The organism is Paenibacillus silviterrae (assembly GCF_030167925.1).
GTDB lineage: Bacteria > Bacillota > Bacilli > Paenibacillales > NBRC-103111 > Paenibacillus_G > Paenibacillus_G silviterrae.
This window is the reverse complement of the sequence record NZ_JASKUT010000001.1, coordinates 2,630,490-2,649,669: the sequence shown is the minus strand read 5'-3', so window position 1 is coordinate 2,649,669 and position 19,180 is coordinate 2,630,490. Positions and strand designations below refer to the sequence as shown.

The window sequence follows — 19,180 nt, the reverse complement described above, 5'->3', positions numbered from 1 at the left end:
TTGCTATGGGATTTGCTAAATTAGCAAAATGGTAATGGGAGGGAGGAAAGAGAATGAATGAACTAAATTTAACGTACATTTCTGATAGGAGGCAGGAACTAAAGATATCCCTTCAGGATATGGCTGAGAGATTAGGCTTTAGGAATGCTTCGACTTACATGAAGTATGAGAAAGGAGAGTATTCCTTTAAAGCAAACCACCTTCCAGCCATCTGTGAGAAACTTCAATGCAGTCTTGAACTGCTTTTTTTAAGGAACTGAATTTGCTGAAATAGCAAAATAAATAGACCGATTGATTTTGAAAGAAGGAAGTGAAAAAACAATGCCCGTCCCACAGGCTTCACAGCATACAAATAGTCGTAGGAGTGTGATGCCTGTGACTAGCCAAATCGAACAACCTGCCATGGTGATTGAACCCGGCCGCGGCCGTATCGAGATTTATACAACACATGTGACGACTTCTAAAGAAGAGCTCGAGCGCATTGATGCCGGAATTGCGAGAATTTGCTGGTCCATTATTGATGAAATGATCGCACGCGGGAATTACTCCATGGTCAAGCAGCAATAAAAGAACCCGCTAGGGTCGCGGGTTAAAGGAATGTTGGTTGATTCCATCATAAACCGCATACCTGTCCAATGGAACTACCTAATTCTGCCAAGGAGGTGAGAAATCAAATGACGTTTGGACAGACCCTTGAAAAAACGATGAAGGCAAACAGCGAAACAAAAATTGAAGTTGCTCGAATGCTTCACGTAGATAACTCCACAATTGGTAAGTATACAAATGGATCTCGAAAGGTTCCGAAGGATGTCATGCGCTCCTCGACACAGCACTATGATGATGCTGAGCTTTATGTGGCCGCGGCCAATGAAGTCACTGGGAACGCATGGGTACCTTGGTTGGACGGCGAAGGGGCCGATCTGCACAAGGCTTCAGTACACCTTAAGACCATGGAAGAAGTAAAAGAATTTATTATCGCCATGGAAAAGGTTCAAATCACCAAAAGGAAAGACCAGCTCTGCGAACGAGGGCATGAGGAAATCAAGCAAGCAATCATGGAAGGGCTAGAGGCGATGACCGCGCTGACGCACTACATAGGCGTTCTTTGTAAAGAATATTGCTTCAGCTGGCTTGGGATGTGGAAGGAACATCGGCGCGATCTAAAGTCGAAGAAGTATATAAATTAAAGGATGGTGAAGTGGATGAATACATCAAACCCACGAATTTTAACGGTCAGCGATGGCGTTCTTAAGGGGTGGCAGGTTCGACAAATGGCTGCTGACTTCCGAGCTCAGGAGCATATCGGTCCGCAGACGGACCGGATCCTCCGTGAGAACAATTGCGGACAAAATGAAAAAGCCGCCTGGCGGGGCGACTCTTCGGAAATGCTATTTAATCAAATTACACCTGTACATATTATAGCGGAGCAATCCAGCTTTAGCAAGGATGTATCAGGGTGTCATTAGGCACCCTTTTTATTTCAACTGTTATTTTCAAAGAGTAGTTTCATAGGCGAGGGAGGGCGATGCAGATATTTGAGGCTAAAGAAGAATGGTTGGACGAGCCGTTAACCAAAGTCGGCATCGCTTTAAAACTGTGGAACATAAAAGCTCGTGATCCGGAAGATTTCAAACGTCGTGTACTCGCTTATTTGGCTATCGGCTACACTGGATGGGTTGTTGTTCGACTGGACAAGCCCTTTGTCTTGTGCAAAGACACAAGGGAGAAGAAGGGCAAGAGAACGAGGTAAAGCCATATGGAGAATTACAAAGACGAAAATCAGTTGACCTTAGAAGAAGCACTCGGGTTAAAGGAGCTGAACGAGGATGAAGCTCTCAGAGAAAGCTACTATGGTGGTAGAAAAAGCCTTAGTGACGATCCTGCAGTCAGACAAGAAGATCGAAAGAATTGCAATGAACGTTTCTCCGCATTCCCAACTGGCTGCATGCCATACGGTAGAGACCAAGTACGGACATCTACGAGTCCAATGCAATCCATTTGTTCCAAAGGGATGCTCCTACTTGATCGAAGATCCGGGGGTTCCTCTCCGCGGCTTTGCATGGGTTGTGACCAACAAGCCGAGTTATTTGAGCGAAATAAAGAAAACGTCAGGAGGGTAGTCAAAATGTTGAATAAAGCTGTTGAAAAGCTAAATACGGAGATTGAAAAGGAAAATAAGCCATATGTCACGGCGATTGGCAATTTCCTGCTACAGCACCTGCAGAGCAAGCCGCATGATGCTGAGAAAATTCTAAGTCAGGATAAGTCCATCGTTAAAAGCCTAGATGCGATGAGGGCTGTAGCCGAGAAGAACAAGGTTGGCAATTGCGCTGTTCTTACAGATCAAGAGGGATTTGCGATCGTTCTGAATTATTTCGGCATCGAAACTGAGGCTGCAGCTGCGCCTCAGGAAAAAAGACGGTTCACTGCTACACTTGATATTTGATTGGAGGGATTCGCGGTATGAGCTTCGATGACTTCAAATCACATTTTTCCACACAGATCAGCACTGATATCGTTAAATTTGCGACCGACACAGCGCTAAAGACGAGTCGCTATTTATTCTACAAGACAGTGCTTGGTGTTCAGTATGCATGGTGTACTCACTGCAATCAAACACACCTTCCAGCAGAGAAATTGAAGCACAAGCAAGAAACACTTGCTACCTGCTCAAAATGTAAGTCGTCGTGTAGGGTTCGAGCAGAAGGAATGAGCCGCAAGTACATGGAGGACAAAGCCGTTTTCGTTTGGTATGAACGCTCAATTGCTGACAAGCAATCCGTAACGGCACGAGTGATCGAAGTGAGACGTGATTACAGCGGTGATTATAAGAATGTGCAGACTTCATATAATTGCAGTCACATGTATCTGTTTTCTCCCGGCCAAAGCCATTACTATCGCCTGAAATACAGCAACGAGTGGGAGCGGCGATCGACAGTCTACAGCGCTTTTGACAATTACTTTTCTGGAATGGGTAACTACCCGAAATACGTGTCACTCAATAATATTAAGCAAGCGGTCAAAGGGACTCCATTCCAGTATTCCACATGGGAAGATTACACGAAATATCAGAATCATTTTTATGTAAGTGATATGGTTGAGTTCTTTGACCTAGCTGCTCGATACCCCTGCGTTGAGTATTTGACGAAAGCAGGATTTGGCAATTTCGTTAAAGCAAAGTTACACAAAGATTCAACTTACGGGGCGATCAACTGGAACGGAAAAACACTAGAAAAGGTTCTTCGCCTGTCAAAGTCCGAGTTGAAGGAACTCAGAAAGTTGGGGATTGAATTAGGGCCTCTCGAATTGAGGTTCTACCAACTTTCTAAGAAACAGGGACTCGGGATCAGCATGGCGGATGCTCAAGTGCTGGCTCCTATTAGTAGTCATTATTATAAAAGCTATTTGAATGAAATATTGAAAGTCACATCCATGGATCAAGCCGCCAAATATATTCTGAAACAGATCCGCAACGGCCACTACTCATCGAGTACAAGTGCTTTGTCGGATTGGCGAGACTACCAAAAGGAATGTAAGCAGCTCGGGATGAGTCTTCAGGAAGAACGCTATCTGTTTCCGAACAATCTCAGGGATGCTCATCGGAAAACATCAGCCCGAATCAAGTTTAAAGAAGATCAGGCTTTAAGCCGGAGGATGGCAAAACGGAGTGAAAAGCTTGCATCGCTTTCATTCGAAAAAGACGGTCTTATCCTACGCCCAGCAGCCGACACTGCCGAGCTCGTTGCGGAAGGAAAAGCGCTGAATCATTGTGTGGCCGGTTACGCCAAAGATTATGCGGATGGCAAGATAGACATCTTTTTGGTACGCAGGTCATCAGCACCTGATGTACCATTCTACACGATGGAGGTTTCCTCCAACAAAGTCAGGCAGTGCAGAGGGCTTAAGAATTGTGAAATGACCTCTGAGGTACGAGCCTTCGTCAATGCATTTGTACAGGCGAAGCTAACCATTAAGAAAAGAGTTCGATTCAACAATAAACATAATCAAGGAGTGGCAATATGAGCAGAAAAATAGTCCAAGCGGAAGCAACAAGTATCCAGGAAAGACCCTTAAATGTTATTGCCGAAGAGATCCGGGAGATTGACCTCAAAGCTAGGCAGGTTGTAGGTCAGAGCATCATCGAGATTGGCACTAGGCTTATTGAGGCCAAGAACATGGTTGAACACGGCCAATGGGGTGACTGGCTAAAGAACAATGTCAACTACAGCCAGTCGACAGCCAACAATTTCATGCGGATCGCTACAGAATTTACAGAAATGAATTCCCAAGCACTTGCAAATTTGAGCTATACCAAGGCTGTTGCTCTGCTCGGCCTACCTGCTGAGGAGCGCGAAGAGTTTGCCGAGAAAAACGATATCGAATCCATGTCGAGCCGGGAACTGCAGGCGGCAATTAAGGAGAAGCAGGAGCTCGAGCGAAAGCTTCAGGAGGCTCAGCGGACCGCTGATCAAGAGAAGGCTGCACGGGAGGCACTAGCGGCGTCAATGGCTAAGCTGCAGGAGCAGCAACAAGCCCACGATGAATTGGTGAAGAAACTGACCGCGGACGTAGAAAGTGCACAAGCGGCAAAGGACAACAAAGCTGCAGAGGCGGCAAAGGAACAGCTGAAAAAAGCGAAAGAAGAACTCGCCGAGCTAAAGAAGCGGAATAAGGATCTTGAAACGGAGCTGAAGAACATCCCGATCGACGTTCCAAAGGAAGTCATTCCCGATGAAGTGGCTAAAGAGCTTGAAAGCCTTCGGGAGCAAGAGAAATCCTTGCAGGAGCTTCTAAAGAAACAGGCTGAGGAATCAGAACGAAAGATTGCCGAAATGAAGACCATGCTTGAGAAAAACAACAATGTCGATGCCATTCAACTCAAAGTTGCCTTCGACACGTTCGTCAACAATTTTGACAAGCTGCTCGGAGCTCTTGAACAGATCAAGAATGAGGAAGAAAAGGAGAAGTTCCGCAGTGCCATTATTGGACACATTGATCAGATGAAGGCAGCGGTATAATGTTCTTCTTCTTCGAACGAGATCGTGATGATGAATCGATATCAGTAGGAGCTAAGTGCAAAATTGTAGCGGTGCACATGCCTCTTTTTTCTGACAGTCTCGGTAGGAGAGTCGTTATAGCTGAAGTGGATAGGAAGATGAGAATGGTATTGGCTTATGATGACAAACCGATACGTTACAAATTGAATCGCCAAGGAACGAGGGTCATTGATTTCAACCCTCGGTGCATCTTGTCTTGTTACAGCTTCGACCAACTGGAGGTGATTTCACCTTGAATAAGCACGATAAAGTCAGGAGAGATCGCTTAGTCCGAACGCTTAATAAAGCCCTGAAGGAAGCAGACATCACTCTGCTTTATCTTCAGGCTAATGAGCGCGATCAGGAGGATATCATGGACACAAATCTTGCCAAAGAGAATATTAAAATTGCCTTGAGACACCTCGGGGCCGATGGAGGCGGCAATGATTCTGAGAACTGAAGAACGGGTAACCCGGCCAATGACAAGCGATACATGGAAAGAAGTAGAGAAGAAACTGCTCTCCTTATACAACCAAGTAAAGCTTTTATGCGACGGATATGAGTTGACGATCATGCTTGAGCGTTCGGGACAATTTAAGAATCATATATCGATCTACATTAACGAGCAGATCAAGGGCGCCTGGATGATCGAAGATTGTGAGGAAAGACGAAGATTTTTCTGCGAGAGACAAAAATCTTTTTATACCAAAAAACAGAAGGAAAGTGTAGGGAGGGTCAGCAAGAAGCTCGCCAAAGAGTTAGGCTTCGATAAAAAATATAGCTACTACACTCCCTATTGGAACTCGTTCCGATCGCTTAAAAGTCATTTAATTAAGAATAATCAAAATATCGAACTAATAGAGGGACATCACGAATGAAGAAGTTCAAGCAAACAGATTACTTAAAGTACGCACCGTTGGTTATCGCTTTTATTTTGTGGGATTTAAAGAATAGAGTACGGGACAGCGGCTCTCTTGAGCATGATGTGGAATCGGTGAGACACCCGGCAGATGAGCCGTGGCCCGTTAAAAAAGCACGAATCATTGAAGATTAGCTAGGCACACATTACAAAAGTCAGGAGGTGAGAGTTTTGAATTACATAAGAGAAATGAACGCCTTCTTCGATTGGCTCGAAACAAATCCATTGGACTCATCGGCACAAACTTTGTGGTTCCACCTTATGGCGGTTGCAAATAAGAGCGGATGGCCAGAGTGGTTTGCAGTAGCGAATCCCTTGCTCCAAGCGAAGGTCGGCATTTCTGAAAACTCTCTCACCAAACATCGAATGACTCTGATCAATAAAGGTCGTATTGAGTATAAGGGTCAGGGTAAAAAGAATCCGGGAAAATATAGATTAATACCGTTTGCCTCAAAAAATGAGGTAAACGAGTGGGTAAACCATGAGGTAATCCGAGGGGTAAACCATGAGGTAAAAGGTTCAGCATTATTTAATAATAAATTAAACGATACAAAACTAAGTGGTGGTGACGGGGGAGAAATCGTCGACTTGAACCTTGCCAAAGCAATAAAGGCGATCGATGCACATTTTCCAGCTAGGACCAACTCCCTTCAAACGGAATATGTTGTGAAGCTCATTAGCGAAGGGTTTGACCCAGAGATCGTTGTCCGTTCTGCTGAGATCACTCGCAAGAAGGGCAAAGATATTGATTACTTTTGGGGTATCTTGGAAAACTGCGTAGAGCGAGGCATATTCACTATCGCCGCATTCGAAGAGGGCCAGAAAAGAAAGAAGGACTCTACTCAGAGCGGTAACCAAGGTGATAAAGCTTCGTTCTTCGCGAAAAAAGCAAGGGAGGCGCAGCAGCGTGAAGGAATATGAAATCTGGAATTTGTTCGAGCAGATTGTGCTTTATTACCCTTATTTCACCGGTGACGAGGTTAAAGCTGTCGCCTGGCATAAGGCTATGAAAGACGTCCCGTATGAGGTAGCTTACGAAAACCTTATCCGCCACGTCACGATCGATAAAAAAGCACCTACGATTGCTGATCTATCCGCTCCTCTTGAGCCGGAAAAGGACAGAGTAAGCCGTTATCATGACGCGTTGAAACAACGGTCGCAAGATTATTTCCAGTTCATCTCTGATTCTGAGAAAAAGGCGGTTGGACCAACGGAAGAACAGCGAAGAAAGGTGCGTGAAATGTGTGGAAGAAATGGAGTTTCTTTTACCCAAGAACATCGAGGCTGAGCAAGCGGTATTAGGCTGCATACTCTACGACAATGAAGCCTTAGATGTCGCAGAAGAAATTGTCTCCGATGCTTCTTTCTACAACCGAGGTCATGGCAGGATCTACAGGGCTATGCGGAAAATGCGGGAAGAAGGAGAGCCGATCGATTTTGTCACACTGACTGCGTATTTGCAATCAAGCAAAGAGCTCGATCAAGTTGGTGGCATTGGGTATCTTTCTCAGCTTGCTAACAGTGCCCCGACCGCGGCGAATGTTGCACACTATGCTGAAATCGTGAGGGAACGTTATACTCAACGGTGCGCGATACTTGAAGCTAAAAATATACTGGATGAGGCTCGCAAGGTAGGAGACCCCGCTCAAATTGCTCATGTGATGGCGACTGCAGCTGATTCCTTAGCGGACCAAACATCCAAGGGAAAGGATTTCAAAAAAATATCCGATGTAGCGATGGAAGCCTTTGATCAGGTAGAGCTTAGGTATAACAACAAGAGCACTTCTGGAGGTGTGACGGGCATCCCATCAGGTTACACAGATCTAGATAATATGACAAGCGGGTTCCAAAGGAGCGATTTGATTTACATAGCTGCTCGTCCATCGGTAGGGAAAACAGCACTCGCCCTTAATATCGCACAGAATGTAGGGATAAGGCACCGCGGCACAGTGGGGATTTTTAGCCTGGAAATGTCTGAGGGTCAACTCGTTCAGAGGATGTTTAGTTCAGAACAGCACATCGACGCAGGCCGACTTCGTACTGGATTCTTGGAAAGCGACGATTGGGAAAGACTCACGATGGCCGTTGGATCTCTAGCCGACGCAAACATATTCATTGATGACACACCGGGAATTTCTATCTCCGAGATTAGAACGAAAAGCAAAAGGCTACAGAAGAAACACGGTCTTGATCTTATCCTCATTGATTACCTACAGCTTATTACGATCCGAGGTCGCCGCGATAACAGGCAACAAGAAGTATCGGAAATATCGAGGATGTTGAAGCTTATCGCTAGGGAGCTCAATGTACCTGTCATCGCCCTATCCCAGCTGAGCCGTAACGTAGAGCAGCGCCAGGACAAACGACCAATGATGTCGGACCTCAGAGAATCAGGGTCTCTGGAGCAGGATGCAGATATCGTGGCCTTCTTGTATCGAGATGATTATTACGATAAAGAGTCTGAAAAAAAGAACATTATCGAGGTCATCATTGCCAAACAGCGTAACGGCCCGGTCGGAACCGTGGAGCTCGCATTTATGAAAAATTTCAATAAATTCGTAAGTCTGGACAGGACTCATCATTCTTCTAGCAAGCCAGAATCGTCAAAGAGAGAGAACGAAGTCCCAATGCCAGACATGTTTAGAAAATAAAAAAAGCCCCAACAATAGGGGCAGAAAATTTCCCAGCTAAGCAACTTGTCGGTTTAAGCTGGGAATGTCCAAACTCACCTTCTATTATATCATAATAAAGGACGGGTGAGGGGAATGTTGGTAATGCAAGAACTGATTCCATTGGCTACGAAGGAAGAGATAAAGAAAACTCGGCAGGCATTGGAAGATTACAAGACCGATAAGCTCATGTTGGAATATCTTCAGGAGAACCCTCCGACTTGTGAACGACAAAAGGAAGCGATGGAGGAGCTGGCGGTTCGATTGAAAAAAATAGATAGAGCAATTGCATTAATAAGAAAAGAAAGAATTCGGAAAACCATCGAATATCGATATATAAAAGGAAACGAGCGACAGACCGCTATTTTGGTGTTTAATGATCGGACTTCCAAAACTCTCGATCGCAGGACCAATGAGGGAATAACCTCTATAGCCAATAGCTTGAAGTGGATGGAATGATAAGCCAAAAAAATGTCCCTCAAATGTCTGTAAAATGTCTTTGCAATGTCCCCAAAATGTCTATTAAACCGAGGTACAGTAGATCCAGAGCCCAATGGCTCCATGGTAATGTCTACTGTACCTTTATCACTGTAGGCACTCGGTCATGCTGTGGGACTTTGATCCTTAGACGCCGGTCGTCGAGAGTGTGATATGAGGAGGGGTGAAATGCCCCATTTCAATTCATTCTTTGCATAGCAGCTCGGATGTGAAGTTTCCGGTCTGCTAGGAAAGGCATGAAAGTTGAGTATTACGTGCAAAGAGTCGCTTCTAGCGGCTCTTTTTGTGCTGGGACTATCACGCAGCGGACAAGGGAGGGAGTCGCGTGAAGAAACGAAGGTACAAGGACCCACCCGCGCAACACCCGAAGTGTCGTGGGTGCATTTGGGGGAAGTGGGAAGGAACGAAGCAGATTTGCTTCAAGCCATTATCCTGTATTAAGGATTCGAAGAGTGGTGTTAGAAAATGAACACAGTTCGACCACTACGTGATCCGGAACTCATTGAAGATATCCTCAGTTATCTGAAACAGAAAAGCTCCAGGAATTACATTTTGGTATTAACCGGTATCAACACAGGTTTCCGCATAAGTGACATTTTAAAACTTAGAGTTCGAGATGTTACTGGGACTCACATAACCATTCGGGAGAAGAAAACCAGGAAAGAGAAGTCCATCTTAATCACTCCTGAGCTTAAGCGGGAATTGAAGGAATACATCAAGGATATGGCACCTCATGAGTACCTTTTTAAAAGTAGACAGGGAGCAAATAGACCCATCGGTCGGACCATGGCTTACACAATTATGCAGGAGATTGCGACAGAGTTTCGCCTGAGCGAGATTGGATGTCACACGCTTCGAAAGACCTTCGGTCACTTCCACTACAAACGATTTAAAGATATCGTCATGCTAATGAACCACTTCAATCATTCCAGCGAGAAGATCACATTAAGGTACATTGGCGAACTTCAAGACACCATGGACATGGCAATGAAGCAATTTAAAATCTTCTGAATTGGTCATATTGAGACTATGTTCAACTAGATTTTATTCACCACCACAAGCCTTTGAATCTTAAGGCTTTTTCTTCGTTGCGCGAGTTTAACAGAATATCTGTTATGTCCAACTTAATCGACTAATATTTTCCATAAAAAAGGGGTGAAAAAGCGTGTTAAAACGGCTGATGAAGTTGCTGAAATTGACTCGTGAGAAGACCATATTAACTCCTCTCCCGAGGTTCGAACCGATCGAACACAGATTGAGTAGGAAGCAACGAAGGAAGCTCTGGAGAGAGGCTTGGAGCCGTCATACACGCCGACGTTAATGCCGAAGAAACCTTTAAGGCCGTGCAGCAGGCAAGGTTGCAAGGAGCTTACAAGAGAGCGGCATTGTGCCAATTGTGCTGGCGAGTATGACAAGCAGCGCGGCTCCTCGTATCAAAGAGGATATGATTCCAGGTGGAGGAAAGAGCGGCTGACGTTTCTCCTTGCCAACCCGCTCTGCAGGCATTGCCTAGAGCGTCAGCACTTATCGGAAGCTACGGTAGTAGACCATATCATTCCGCATCGCGGCGATCAGCGCCTTTTTTGGGATCAATCGAATTGGCAAGCATTATGTGACAGCTGCCACAGTACCAAAACAGCCAAGGAAGATGGCGGCTTTGGCAATCAACAAAATCCCAATCGCTTGGGAAAATAAGAAAGGATCGATGAAACAGATGAAGTCATCCATTGTATTGCTTACCGGCTCCGTCATCACCATGGCAGAGAGCGAGTTTCACCGCATCAAGAAAGCTGTGAAGTCTGCTCCTAGCGCAAGCGTAGTCACTCTAAACTTTGTAGACGAAGAAGGGACGGAACACATCCTTCCGTTCAGCAGCGTATGCGATCTGAGACTTACTGCAGCCGAGGCAGAATCGCCCGTTAAACCCGAAGAGGTTACAACTGGCGACGACAGTGAGATCAGTGCTGATGCTTCAGTTAAGCAACTTAAGGAGTATCTTGATGTTGCCAAGGATTTGAAGACTGTCCAGCACCTCCTTGATGAAGAGAAGGCCAAGGAAAAGCCACGTGAGACAGCGGTCAAGCTTCTGGAGGATAGGATTGCTAAGTTGAGCAGTGATGTATCATGAGGGTTGAATTTATTATTTATTTTTAATAGCTTTTCTCTTGAGGTACTGAACAAACTTGTGGTTGTACATGTTAATGACAAAGCAAACCGGATAGCATAAAGCTGAGTACCACCATTTCCACTGAAAGTAAGAGAACATTCCTACCTTTACACTTAACAATTCATACAAAATGGAAAAGGTAGACCATGCTAATATATATAAAAGTTTTATGATGTAACTTTTTTTAAACGGGTAGAAATTAAGAAATAAGATGTTAACCAATGGAAACAGAAGATAAATAATGAAATAACCTTGAATATCAACGCCTGCGGTGTAATAACTGTAAAGTTTCAATTGTAAATTAAGGGAAAAATCTGTCAAGGTTGCAAAGCAAATGGCAAAAAGCGCTGCATTATATGTGTCTATAGGCGAAAGTCTTTTAGGCATGAAAAAAATAATAACAGCAAATAAAATTATCGTGGTAGTAAGTAGAATATCTGCCATAGTGACCACCCTTCAGGGAAAGTATTTCCAGATATATTAGATTTTATGTCAACACAGGAGGGGGTGGGTCCAATTTTTTTGGAATGTTCATTTGGAGACCGCGGCTCCCTCTAATGCGAAAAAAAGTCCCCGACGAAAGTTTTGAAAGGGAGGAGGTTGTTCGTCGTGCATGAGGTTGTTCGGTTCGACCACATGCGGGTCGGTAAAAAGGGTGGAGGAAAGCACTGGACCCAGAAGGAAGTGGAGGCCAGAGAAGCAGCTGCAAAGAAGTTTCAGCGCAGAAAGAAGGCTAAGCTCAAGATTCCCGAGTGGCTATCCGATGAAGCACGTAAGGTATGGCGCAAGACGGTTAAGGACATGGAGGAATTTGAAGTCCTTGATAAGGTCGATGAAGATGTGCTTGGAACCTACTGCGACGCCGTTGCAAAATACCAGGAATTGAACGGGCTGATTGACGAGCATGGATACACGGAGTACAATGCTGCCGGTTCAAAACAGGTCAGTTCCTACGTGAAGGCGGCACAGAGCTATGCTAGGCTTATTCTTACTTATTCCAGCAAGCTCGGACTGAATGCGGATTCCAGGGCAAGACTAGCGAAGAAGGATTCTGAAGGTGGTGGGGACGATCCTAATGGGGACCTCTTCGATTGATTGGGAGGACGTTCACCCCACGAACCGTTATGCTGCAGAAATCGTCATGGGGATTCGCCCCAGCTGCCGCATGGAATACCTCGCGTGCGAACGTCATCTGAAGGATTTGCAGAGGCAGGCCACTGCTGACTTCCCGTATGTTTTTGATGAATCGCGTGCCAATCGTATTTTTGACTGGTTTGAAAAATGCTGCAGGCACGTGCGCGGCCCGTTCAGCGGTCAACTCATCGAACTTCTACCGTTCCAAAAGTTCGACCTCGGGTGCGTGTTCGGCTGGGTTCACATGGATTCCGGCAAGCGCAGGTTCAAAAAAGCGTTCCACATGCGGGCGCGGGGTAACGTTAAATCCACCGAGATGAGCGGACTCGCCCTGTATGGTATGTGCAGTGATTGTGTGTATCCCCCAGGGCAGCCGGAGTTTAAACGGTACGAGGACAGCCCAGAGGTTGAGTGTGCTGCTGTAGATAAGGGTCAGGCGAAACGGGTGTGGGGCGATGCTCAGGAAATGGGGAAGAAAAGCCCCGACATCTTAAGGCGGCTGCGGATCAAGCGGACGTATATCGAGCATGCTTCACGCGGCGGGTGGCTGCGGCCTCTGTCAAAGGACACGAAGAACAAGGACTCTGGAGCACCCTGCATCGTCATCATTGACGAGTATCACGCCCATTCTTCAAGTGAGATCCACGACGTTCTGCAGTCCGGTTTCGGTAAGCGACTGCAGTCGCTGATGATGATCATCTCTACAGCGGGCAAGGATGCGGAGAACAGTCCCTGTAAGAAGGAATACGATTCCCTGTGCAAGATGATGAAGGGCGAAATCGACATGAACGAGGCATATTTTGTTATGATCCGGGAGATAGAGAAGGGCGATGACCCACACGATGAGAGCGTATGGGTTAAAGCGAACCCCATTCTGCAGGAGAATAACGAGTATGCCGAGGAGCTGCGCAATCAGATCCGGCGAGAGCATGACGATGCGTACAATACTGGTGACCCGGATAAAATCCGCGAGTTTCTGATCAAGCGGGTGAATCGCTGGCAAGCGGACAGCGAAAAGAAGTACATGTCCGGGATTATGGACAAATGGAAGGCCCTCGCGATACCTCGGGAGGATTTTTTGGCGTTGGTTCGCGGCCTGCCATGCTGGAAAGGCTTAGACCTTTCCAAGACCACCGACCTAACAGCAGATGGAACCGTGTTTCACTTGGAGGACGGGCGTTTTGCCGTTACTGCTCACGGATACATCCCAGAAGATGCCGTGAAGAAGCACGAGCACGGCGACCGCATTCCTTATACGGAATACATCGAAGGTGGTTGGTGTACCAAAACAGACGGCGCTGTCGTGGATTACCGCAAAATCAAGGAGCGATTGAAGCAGGAGCAAGAGGAACAGCAGCTGGATATCAGCGAGATTTGCTTTGACGATTACAACGCGACGCACTTCGCCCAGGAGCTGGGGATGGACGGATACACTATGGTGAAGATCCCGCAAACGATGAAGGTGCTCAACGGACCGACGAAGTTTTTCCGTGAGCTCGTGCTGCGGGGCAAGATCGTTCACGATGGGAGTCCGTTGTTGACCTGGTGCCTCTCCAATGCGATGGAGATCGAAGACACGAATGGGAACATCAAGCTGTCAAAGAAGAACAAGGACGACAGCCAGCGGATTGACCTTATCGCTGCCATAATCAATGCCATGGCTCGTGCCATGATCGGCGCAGGGAATATCGACGTATCCGAATTTGCCGAGGAAGACGTGCTCGAAAAACTGTGGGGATAAGGAGGTGATGCCTGTGTGTTAAAAACATTACGCCGGTGGGTTCACTGGCCTGAAAAACGGGAGGTCTTAGATCTCAATGATTCCCGGCTCTTGGAGCTGCTTGGGATCCAACGGGGGGACGTGGACGTTCGCGGCAGGAAGGCGCTGAAAGTAGAAACGGTGTATGCCTGCGTGAAGATTCTTTCCGAATCTATTTCGAAGCTCCCTCTCAAAGTATACAAGGAAGATGAGAGTGGGGTCCAAAAGGCGACCCGTCATCATTTGATTGACCTGCTGCGGCTTCGACCGAACCCGCTCATGTCGGCTTCGGACTTCTGGAAGTGCACCGAGGCGCAGCGTAGTTTTGGCAACGCCTATGCGTACATTGAGGTGGATCAACGAACCGGCAAAGTTAGCGGCTTGTGGCCGATTGACCGAAGCAAGGTTACGATCTGGGTCGATGATGCCAACCTGCTGAGTGGGATCGGAAGTTTTATCAATGGGGGCACACGGCTTTGGTATGAAGTCGATATCGGAGGCGGCCAGAAGCGCAAACTGCTGCCGGATGAGATGCTGCATTTCAAGGGCAGCGTGACGCTGGACGGTATCGTCGGCATTAACCCGATTGAATACCTGCGTTCCTCCATCGAGAATGCAGCCAGCGCAAGTAAATTCATCAACAACTTTTACAAGCAGGGCTTGCAAACGAAGGGGCTTGTGCAGTACACCGGCACGCTCGATGAGAATGCGAAGAAAATTTTCCGTGAGCGATTCGAGGAAATGTCGAGCGGGCTTAGCAACAGTCACCGCATTGCCCTCATGCCTGTGGGGTACCAGTTTACTCCCATGGCGCTCTCGATGGCTGATGCGCAGTTTCTGGAGAATACGGAGCTCACCATTCGGCAGATCGCCACTGCCTTTGGCGTGAAGATGCACCAGATCAACGAGTTAACCCGGGCTACGTTCAACAATGTGGAGCAGATGCAGATGCAGTTTTACTCCGACAGCTTGCATCCCATCCTTACGGGGTATGAACAAGAGCTTACGTGGAAGCTGTTCTTGGATCACGAGATTCAGGAGGGTTATTACACGAAGTTCAATGTCGATAGCATCCTTCGGGGCGACCTGAAAACGAGGTACGAAGCCTATCGAACGGCGATCCAAGGCGGATTCCTGATGCCGAACGAGGCACGGGCCAAGGAAGATTTGCCTCCAGTGGCCGGAGGCGATCGATTGTACGCGAACGGGAACTTTATCCCGCTTGAAATGGCTGGCACGCAATACGTCAAGAAGGGAGGTGACAAGAACAATGAGCCAGGAGCTGAAGACGAAGGAAGCGAAGGAAGTAAGAGCGGTACCGATAACGATTGAGATCCGAGAGCAGACGGAGGAGGGAGTGCCTTCCAAGCGAACGATCTCCGGCTCGATCAAGTTTAATTCACTGAGTGGAGAAATGCGGGACTATTACGGAGATTCCTTTGTAGAAGAGATCGCCACAGGCGCCTTCGATGAAAGCCTGAAAACCCGCGGCGTGGTCGGGTTATGGTCGCACCGAACAGATATGGTCCTCGGGAACACCAAGAGCGGCACGCTGCGGATCGTAGCGACAGCTAGTGAGCTCCGTTTCGAGATCGACCTGCCGGATACGAGCATCGGCAATGATGTGTGGGAGACGATCAAGCGCGGGGACGTAGACGGCGTTTCCTTTGGCATGCGAGTGACTAAGGATAAATGGTCCAGCGAGAAGCGAGAGTCTGGCGGCAGGCTCTACAAGCGGTCGATACTGAACGCGGAGCTGTACGAAATTTCGCCGGTCGCCTTTCCGGCCTATCCGGCCAATGAGGTTTCGGTGCGCAGCCTGGATGATTACCGTAACGAGCAGCGCAGAGCTGCCACGGAGTATCAAAAAAGAAAACTGCTCTTGGAGCTCGATGCAACCTAGTCGGCTCCTTTTTTTATTCACATCAAACCCATATGGAGGTTTTTTCAATGTCCAAAGAATTACGCGCTATGCTTCAGCAACTGGAGCAAATGAAACAAGAAGTCCGGTCCTTCATCGCGGCGGACAAAATTGACGAAGCAGAGCAGCGCATGAATGATGTTCGCGCATTGAATAAGAAAATTGAACTGCATCGAGCGCTCGACGGAGAAGAACGCGACGGATTCGGAGGCGGCAAGCCGTATGAAGGCACCAACCCTCTGGAGTCCCGCGAGGATGCGCAGCTTGAGCAGGAATACCGCAGCGTATTCTTCAAGGCGATTCGACGTCAAGACGTTTCTTCCGACGAACGGAGCATCTTGAGGGAATATGAGAAGCGTGCCGTTATGCATGCTGGCGGGGCTACCGGCCAAGCTAACGGAAATTCTTCACTGATTGTGCCGCAGGACATTCAAACTCGGATCATTGCCGTGACAAGACAACTGGTTGACCTTTCACAGTACGTAAATGTGCAAGGGGTAACGGCATTGAGCGGCAGCCGCGTGCTGGAGAAGATCGAGGACATGATTCCGTTCCCTGAAATCGAGGAGTATGGTCTCATCGGCAATACAGACAACCCGCGTTTTATCCCAGTTACCTATCAAGTGAAAAAGCGTGGGGGAATTTTGCCGTTGACGAACGAGTTACTTGCGGACAGCGATCAAAATATCGCTGAGTATGTGAGTAACTGGATCGGTCGAAAATCTGTTGTTACCCGGAATACCTTGATTCTTGCTCAGCTCAACGCGATGGCAAAGACAGCGTTAACCAACTTTGATTCGATCAAGACGGTGCTGAACGTAACGTTGGACCCTGCGATCAGCGCCAACAGCATTATGCTCACGAACCAAGATGGCTATGACTGGATGGATAAACAAAAGGATTCCACCGGAAAGTACTTGCTTACAGACGACATTACCCAGCCGGGTCGAAAACTGTTCAAAGGCAAACCGGTTGCGGTTGTATCCAACCGTCACATGCCAAGCAATGCCACAGATCCGGCCAACATCAAAGCGCCGCTGGTCATCGGGGACCTGAAAGAGCTGATCGTCCTCTTTTCCCGTAAGTTCTACGAGCTCGCCAGCACCAAGGAAGGCGGCGACGCGTTCAAACGCGACACCACAGACCTTCGGGCCATCATCCGTGACGATTGCAAAACGTGGGACTCCGGTGCCGCGGTGTTCGGTGAACTGGATATCAACTAGGAAGGTGATTGCATGCTGACGACGATTGCGATCGCAAAGCAAATGCTCGGCATTGCGGAGGATGACATGACTCAGGACGGGCAGCTTACGCTCGCCCTGATCGCCTCGTCTCAGCGGATTGAGCAGGAGTGCCGAAGGTCGTTTAAAAAGCAATCGTACAAGGAAAGGGCGAGTGGGATTGGGTCGCAATATTTTCCTCTGCGAAATTATCCTATCGAATCTGTTCAGCAGGTAAACGTTGATGGGGTGGAAGTGACCGATTTTACCGAGAATGAGGGTATCCTGTTTCGGCGCTGTGGTTGGCCGAGCGGGAGCTTCAACTTGGAGGCAACTTATGTCGGTGGGTATGTTCTTCCCGAAGATGCGACGGAAGAAACTCCTTCTACACTGCCGAAGCCGTTAGAGTTTGCCTGCATCTTATTTGCCCAGACACTGCTTCGCACGCCGGGAGCTATTACGGAGCGGGTCGGGGATATCTCTGTTACCTATGCCAACGAAGGCGACGAACTCCCTTCATCTGTGCGGGCTCTGGTCCTTCCTTACGTGAGTAGCTGGGGATGAGCAAAGCGAAGAAGACGCGCACCCGGCGTGCGAATGTCACGATCGATGAAACGACGATGCTACCGGATATCCTGCAGAAGCTCCAAAAGCTGACTTCCCAGGAAGTACATATCGGGGTGGATGGTGGAGAGGAGATCGCTATGATCGCGGGCATCCTGGAACACGGTTCCATCAAAGCAAAAATTCCAGCCCGAAGCTTCATTGGGGCCGGAAGAAAGAAAGCTGCGGCTACCATCTCTAAAATGGTGAAGGCCGGACTGCAAGCAATTGTCGAGGGGAATAAACAGCCTGAGGACTTGCTTCAGGAGCTCGGGGCCGCGGCAAAAGATCGCGTACTTCGGAACTTTGACCGTATAAGGACTCCTCCGTTGTCACCGATCTATGCTAAACGGAAGGGAAGTAACAAGATTTTGATCGACGAACAGAACCTTCGAGATTCGATTACCTATGTTGTGGTGAGCAAGAGGAGGAGGAGTCGATGATCTTTCGATTTGCCCCGGTCATTCGAAGGCACGCCAAGCCATATGCGGTTATACGCAGCGGGGAAGGGACCTGGGACGCCGATGGGGTTTATCAACCGTCAAGTGACCAGTGTATTCCGCACGCCGGGTTAATTCAGCCAATTAAATCGGAATTGCTTCAGAGCGAGGGCGGGAGATACACGGGGGACGATCGCGTGTTGTATACCACTTCCCAACATATTGAGGGTGACGTGGTGGAGTACCAAGGACATCGGTACACGATTGCCGAAGAAGCGCCTCGTGACTACGTGGATGTGCAGAAATACACGATGAAACGGGTGAGTACGCATGATACCATTCCGAGCAATACGGACAGCAATGGTGCAGGGGCTATCGGTTCATCTTAGCCTGAAGGTCATTGAGATGAATGATATCGGGAAGATGCCTTCATATCCCTTCCTGACCTACGACTTTACGGATCTCGGGGGACCAGAGAATTCCGGTCTTCCGGTCGTTACGATAGAGGGTTCCAAACGGGTGACAAGGGAGACGGAGCTTTTTGACGTCTCCTTCTTGTCTTACGCAGCTTCCAAAGCTGAATCGATTGAAAATGCATTGAGAGCACGCGACTGGCTCCTTACGACCGGAAAGATACTTCTTTCATCCATAGGAGTAATCGTTGTAACTGTGGGTCAAATCACCAACAGGGACATTCAAATCGGGCCGGAGTGGGAGCGGAGACATGGTTTTGATGTAGAATTTCGCATCACTAACATTATCGAAACCGAAGCCGAAGTAATTGAGAAGGTAACGGTAAAGGAGATGAACTAGC

At 47.8% G+C, this 19,180-nt stretch carries 29 protein-coding genes; 28 read left to right on the top strand and 1 reads right to left on the bottom strand.

All coding sequences use genetic code 11. From position 1 onward, the window contains the following. Positions 1-53: 53 nt before the first annotated feature. The 19 genes from QMO62_RS12110 to QMO62_RS12025 all read left to right on the top strand — a co-directional run bounded on the left by QMO62_RS12110 (position 54) and on the right by QMO62_RS12025 (position 11,250). On the top strand, positions 54-260 hold the full coding sequence (locus tag QMO62_RS12110) for a helix-turn-helix domain-containing protein (RefSeq protein WP_284641215.1): 207 nt from the start codon (positions 54-56) through the stop codon (positions 258-260). A 115-nt stretch (positions 261-375) separates the two neighbouring features. Continuing rightward, positions 376-567, top strand: a complete 192-nt coding sequence (locus QMO62_RS12105) for a hypothetical protein (protein WP_284641214.1) — start codon at positions 376-378, stop codon at positions 565-567. Between the two features lie 107 nt (positions 568-674). Then, a complete protein-coding gene (locus QMO62_RS12100) occupies positions 675-1,187 on the top strand; it encodes an XRE family transcriptional regulator (protein WP_284641213.1) in 513 nt (170 codons plus the stop codon). 15 nt (positions 1,188-1,202) lie between these two features. Continuing rightward, positions 1,203-1,466: a hypothetical protein gene (locus QMO62_RS12095; RefSeq protein WP_284641212.1), complete on the top strand. Its 264-nt coding sequence runs from the start codon at positions 1,203-1,205 to the stop codon at positions 1,464-1,466. A 59-nt stretch (positions 1,467-1,525) separates the two neighbouring features. Then, complete coding sequence (locus QMO62_RS12090) at positions 1,526-1,750, top strand: hypothetical protein (protein WP_284641211.1); 225 nt, start codon at positions 1,526-1,528, stop codon at positions 1,748-1,750. A gap of 6 nt (positions 1,751-1,756) precedes the next feature. Next, entirely contained in the window at positions 1,757-2,446 is a 690-nt protein-coding gene (locus tag QMO62_RS12085) for a hypothetical protein (RefSeq protein WP_284641210.1), read from the top strand. Positions 2,447-2,463: 17 nt separating this feature from the next. Then, complete coding sequence (locus QMO62_RS12080) at positions 2,464-4,023, top strand: PcfJ domain-containing protein (RefSeq protein WP_284641209.1); 1,560 nt, start codon at positions 2,464-2,466, stop codon at positions 4,021-4,023. Beyond that, entirely contained in the window at positions 4,020-5,018 is a 999-nt protein-coding gene (locus QMO62_RS12075) for a DUF3102 domain-containing protein (protein WP_284641208.1), read from the top strand. The genes QMO62_RS12080 and QMO62_RS12075 overlap by 4 nt, the downstream gene beginning before the upstream one ends. Continuing rightward, positions 5,018-5,293 (top strand): hypothetical protein, encoded by a 276-nt coding sequence (locus QMO62_RS33660; RefSeq protein WP_504928720.1) that lies wholly within the window; start codon positions 5,018-5,020, stop codon positions 5,291-5,293. The genes QMO62_RS12075 and QMO62_RS33660 overlap by 1 nt, the downstream gene beginning before the upstream one ends. Beyond that, positions 5,290-5,496, top strand: a complete 207-nt coding sequence (locus QMO62_RS12070; protein WP_284641207.1) for a hypothetical protein — start codon at positions 5,290-5,292, stop codon at positions 5,494-5,496. Before QMO62_RS33660 ends, QMO62_RS12070 begins: the two co-directional genes overlap by 4 nt. Further along, on the top strand, positions 5,480-5,914 hold the full coding sequence (locus QMO62_RS12065; protein ID WP_284641206.1) for a hypothetical protein: 435 nt from the start codon (positions 5,480-5,482) through the stop codon (positions 5,912-5,914). The genes QMO62_RS12070 and QMO62_RS12065 overlap by 17 nt, the downstream gene beginning before the upstream one ends. Then, a complete protein-coding gene (locus QMO62_RS12060; protein ID WP_284641205.1) occupies positions 5,911-6,090 on the top strand; it encodes a hypothetical protein in 180 nt (59 codons plus the stop codon). The genes QMO62_RS12065 and QMO62_RS12060 overlap by 4 nt, the downstream gene beginning before the upstream one ends. 36 nt (positions 6,091-6,126) lie before the next feature. Continuing rightward, on the top strand, positions 6,127-6,876 hold the full coding sequence (locus tag QMO62_RS12055) for a hypothetical protein (protein ID WP_284641204.1): 750 nt from the start codon (positions 6,127-6,129) through the stop codon (positions 6,874-6,876). Further along, the gene (locus tag QMO62_RS12050; protein WP_284641203.1) at positions 6,863-7,243 is read left to right on the top strand and encodes a replicative helicase loader/inhibitor; all 381 of its coding nucleotides are present in this window, start codon (positions 6,863-6,865) and stop codon (positions 7,241-7,243) included. Before QMO62_RS12055 ends, QMO62_RS12050 begins: the two co-directional genes overlap by 14 nt. Continuing rightward, positions 7,209-8,606: a replicative DNA helicase gene (dnaB, locus tag QMO62_RS12045; protein ID WP_284644928.1), complete on the top strand. Its 1,398-nt coding sequence runs from the start codon at positions 7,209-7,211 to the stop codon at positions 8,604-8,606. The genes QMO62_RS12050 and dnaB overlap by 35 nt, the downstream gene beginning before the upstream one ends. 123 nt (positions 8,607-8,729) lie before the next feature. Further along, positions 8,730-9,083 (top strand): hypothetical protein, encoded by a 354-nt coding sequence (locus tag QMO62_RS12040; protein WP_284641202.1) that lies wholly within the window; start codon positions 8,730-8,732, stop codon positions 9,081-9,083. A 504-nt stretch (positions 9,084-9,587) separates the two neighbouring features. Beyond that, positions 9,588-10,133, top strand: a complete 546-nt coding sequence (locus QMO62_RS12035) for a tyrosine-type recombinase/integrase (protein ID WP_284641201.1) — start codon at positions 9,588-9,590, stop codon at positions 10,131-10,133. A gap of 309 nt (positions 10,134-10,442) precedes the next feature. Continuing rightward, a complete protein-coding gene (locus QMO62_RS12030; RefSeq protein ID WP_284641200.1) occupies positions 10,443-10,817 on the top strand; it encodes an HNH endonuclease in 375 nt (124 codons plus the stop codon). Continuing rightward, a complete protein-coding gene (locus QMO62_RS12025) occupies positions 10,780-11,250 on the top strand; it encodes a hypothetical protein (protein ID WP_284641198.1) in 471 nt (156 codons plus the stop codon). Before QMO62_RS12030 ends, QMO62_RS12025 begins: the two co-directional genes overlap by 38 nt. 12 nt (positions 11,251-11,262) lie before the next feature. Here the strand turns inward: QMO62_RS12025 and QMO62_RS33410 are convergent, their stop codons facing one another. Beyond that, positions 11,263-11,676, bottom strand: coding sequence for a CBO0543 family protein (locus QMO62_RS33410; RefSeq protein WP_369699110.1), 414 nt, complete (start codon positions 11,674-11,676; stop codon positions 11,263-11,265). 222 nt (positions 11,677-11,898) lie between these two features. On the opposite strand from QMO62_RS33410, the gene QMO62_RS12020 reads away from it, so the two are divergent. The 9 genes from QMO62_RS12020 to QMO62_RS11980 are packed head-to-tail and all read left to right on the top strand — an operon-like array spanning position 11,899 to position 19,179. Next, the gene (locus tag QMO62_RS12020; RefSeq protein ID WP_284641197.1) at positions 11,899-12,384 is read left to right on the top strand and encodes a phage terminase small subunit P27 family; all 486 of its coding nucleotides are present in this window, start codon (positions 11,899-11,901) and stop codon (positions 12,382-12,384) included. Beyond that, positions 12,347-14,164 carry a terminase large subunit gene (locus tag QMO62_RS12015; protein WP_284641196.1) on the top strand — a complete coding sequence of 606 codons (1,818 nt, stop codon included), beginning with the start codon at positions 12,347-12,349 and terminating at the stop codon, positions 14,162-14,164. The genes QMO62_RS12020 and QMO62_RS12015 overlap by 38 nt, the downstream gene beginning before the upstream one ends. A 15-nt stretch (positions 14,165-14,179) precedes the next feature. Then, positions 14,180-15,514 (top strand): phage portal protein, encoded by a 1,335-nt coding sequence (locus tag QMO62_RS12010; protein ID WP_284641195.1) that lies wholly within the window; start codon positions 14,180-14,182, stop codon positions 15,512-15,514. Beyond that, complete coding sequence (locus QMO62_RS12005; protein ID WP_284641194.1) at positions 15,453-16,085, top strand: HK97 family phage prohead protease; 633 nt, start codon at positions 15,453-15,455, stop codon at positions 16,083-16,085. The genes QMO62_RS12010 and QMO62_RS12005 overlap by 62 nt, the downstream gene beginning before the upstream one ends. 47 nt (positions 16,086-16,132) lie before the next feature. Beyond that, positions 16,133-17,326 carry a phage major capsid protein gene (locus QMO62_RS12000; protein WP_284641193.1) on the top strand — a complete coding sequence of 398 codons (1,194 nt, stop codon included), beginning with the start codon at positions 16,133-16,135 and terminating at the stop codon, positions 17,324-17,326. A gap of 12 nt (positions 17,327-17,338) precedes the next feature. After that, a complete protein-coding gene (locus QMO62_RS11995; RefSeq protein ID WP_284641192.1) occupies positions 17,339-17,887 on the top strand; it encodes a hypothetical protein in 549 nt (182 codons plus the stop codon). Beyond that, positions 17,884-18,369, top strand: a complete 486-nt coding sequence (locus tag QMO62_RS11990) for a phage virion morphogenesis protein (protein ID WP_284641191.1) — start codon at positions 17,884-17,886, stop codon at positions 18,367-18,369. Before QMO62_RS11995 ends, QMO62_RS11990 begins: the two co-directional genes overlap by 4 nt. Then, positions 18,366-18,755, top strand: a complete 390-nt coding sequence (locus QMO62_RS11985; RefSeq protein ID WP_284641190.1) for a hypothetical protein — start codon at positions 18,366-18,368, stop codon at positions 18,753-18,755. Before QMO62_RS11990 ends, QMO62_RS11985 begins: the two co-directional genes overlap by 4 nt. Further along, complete coding sequence (locus tag QMO62_RS11980; RefSeq protein WP_443690014.1) at positions 18,697-19,179, top strand: phage neck terminator protein; 483 nt, start codon at positions 18,697-18,699, stop codon at positions 19,177-19,179. The genes QMO62_RS11985 and QMO62_RS11980 overlap by 59 nt, the downstream gene beginning before the upstream one ends. The last annotated feature ends 1 nt before the right edge of the window (position 19,180 follow it).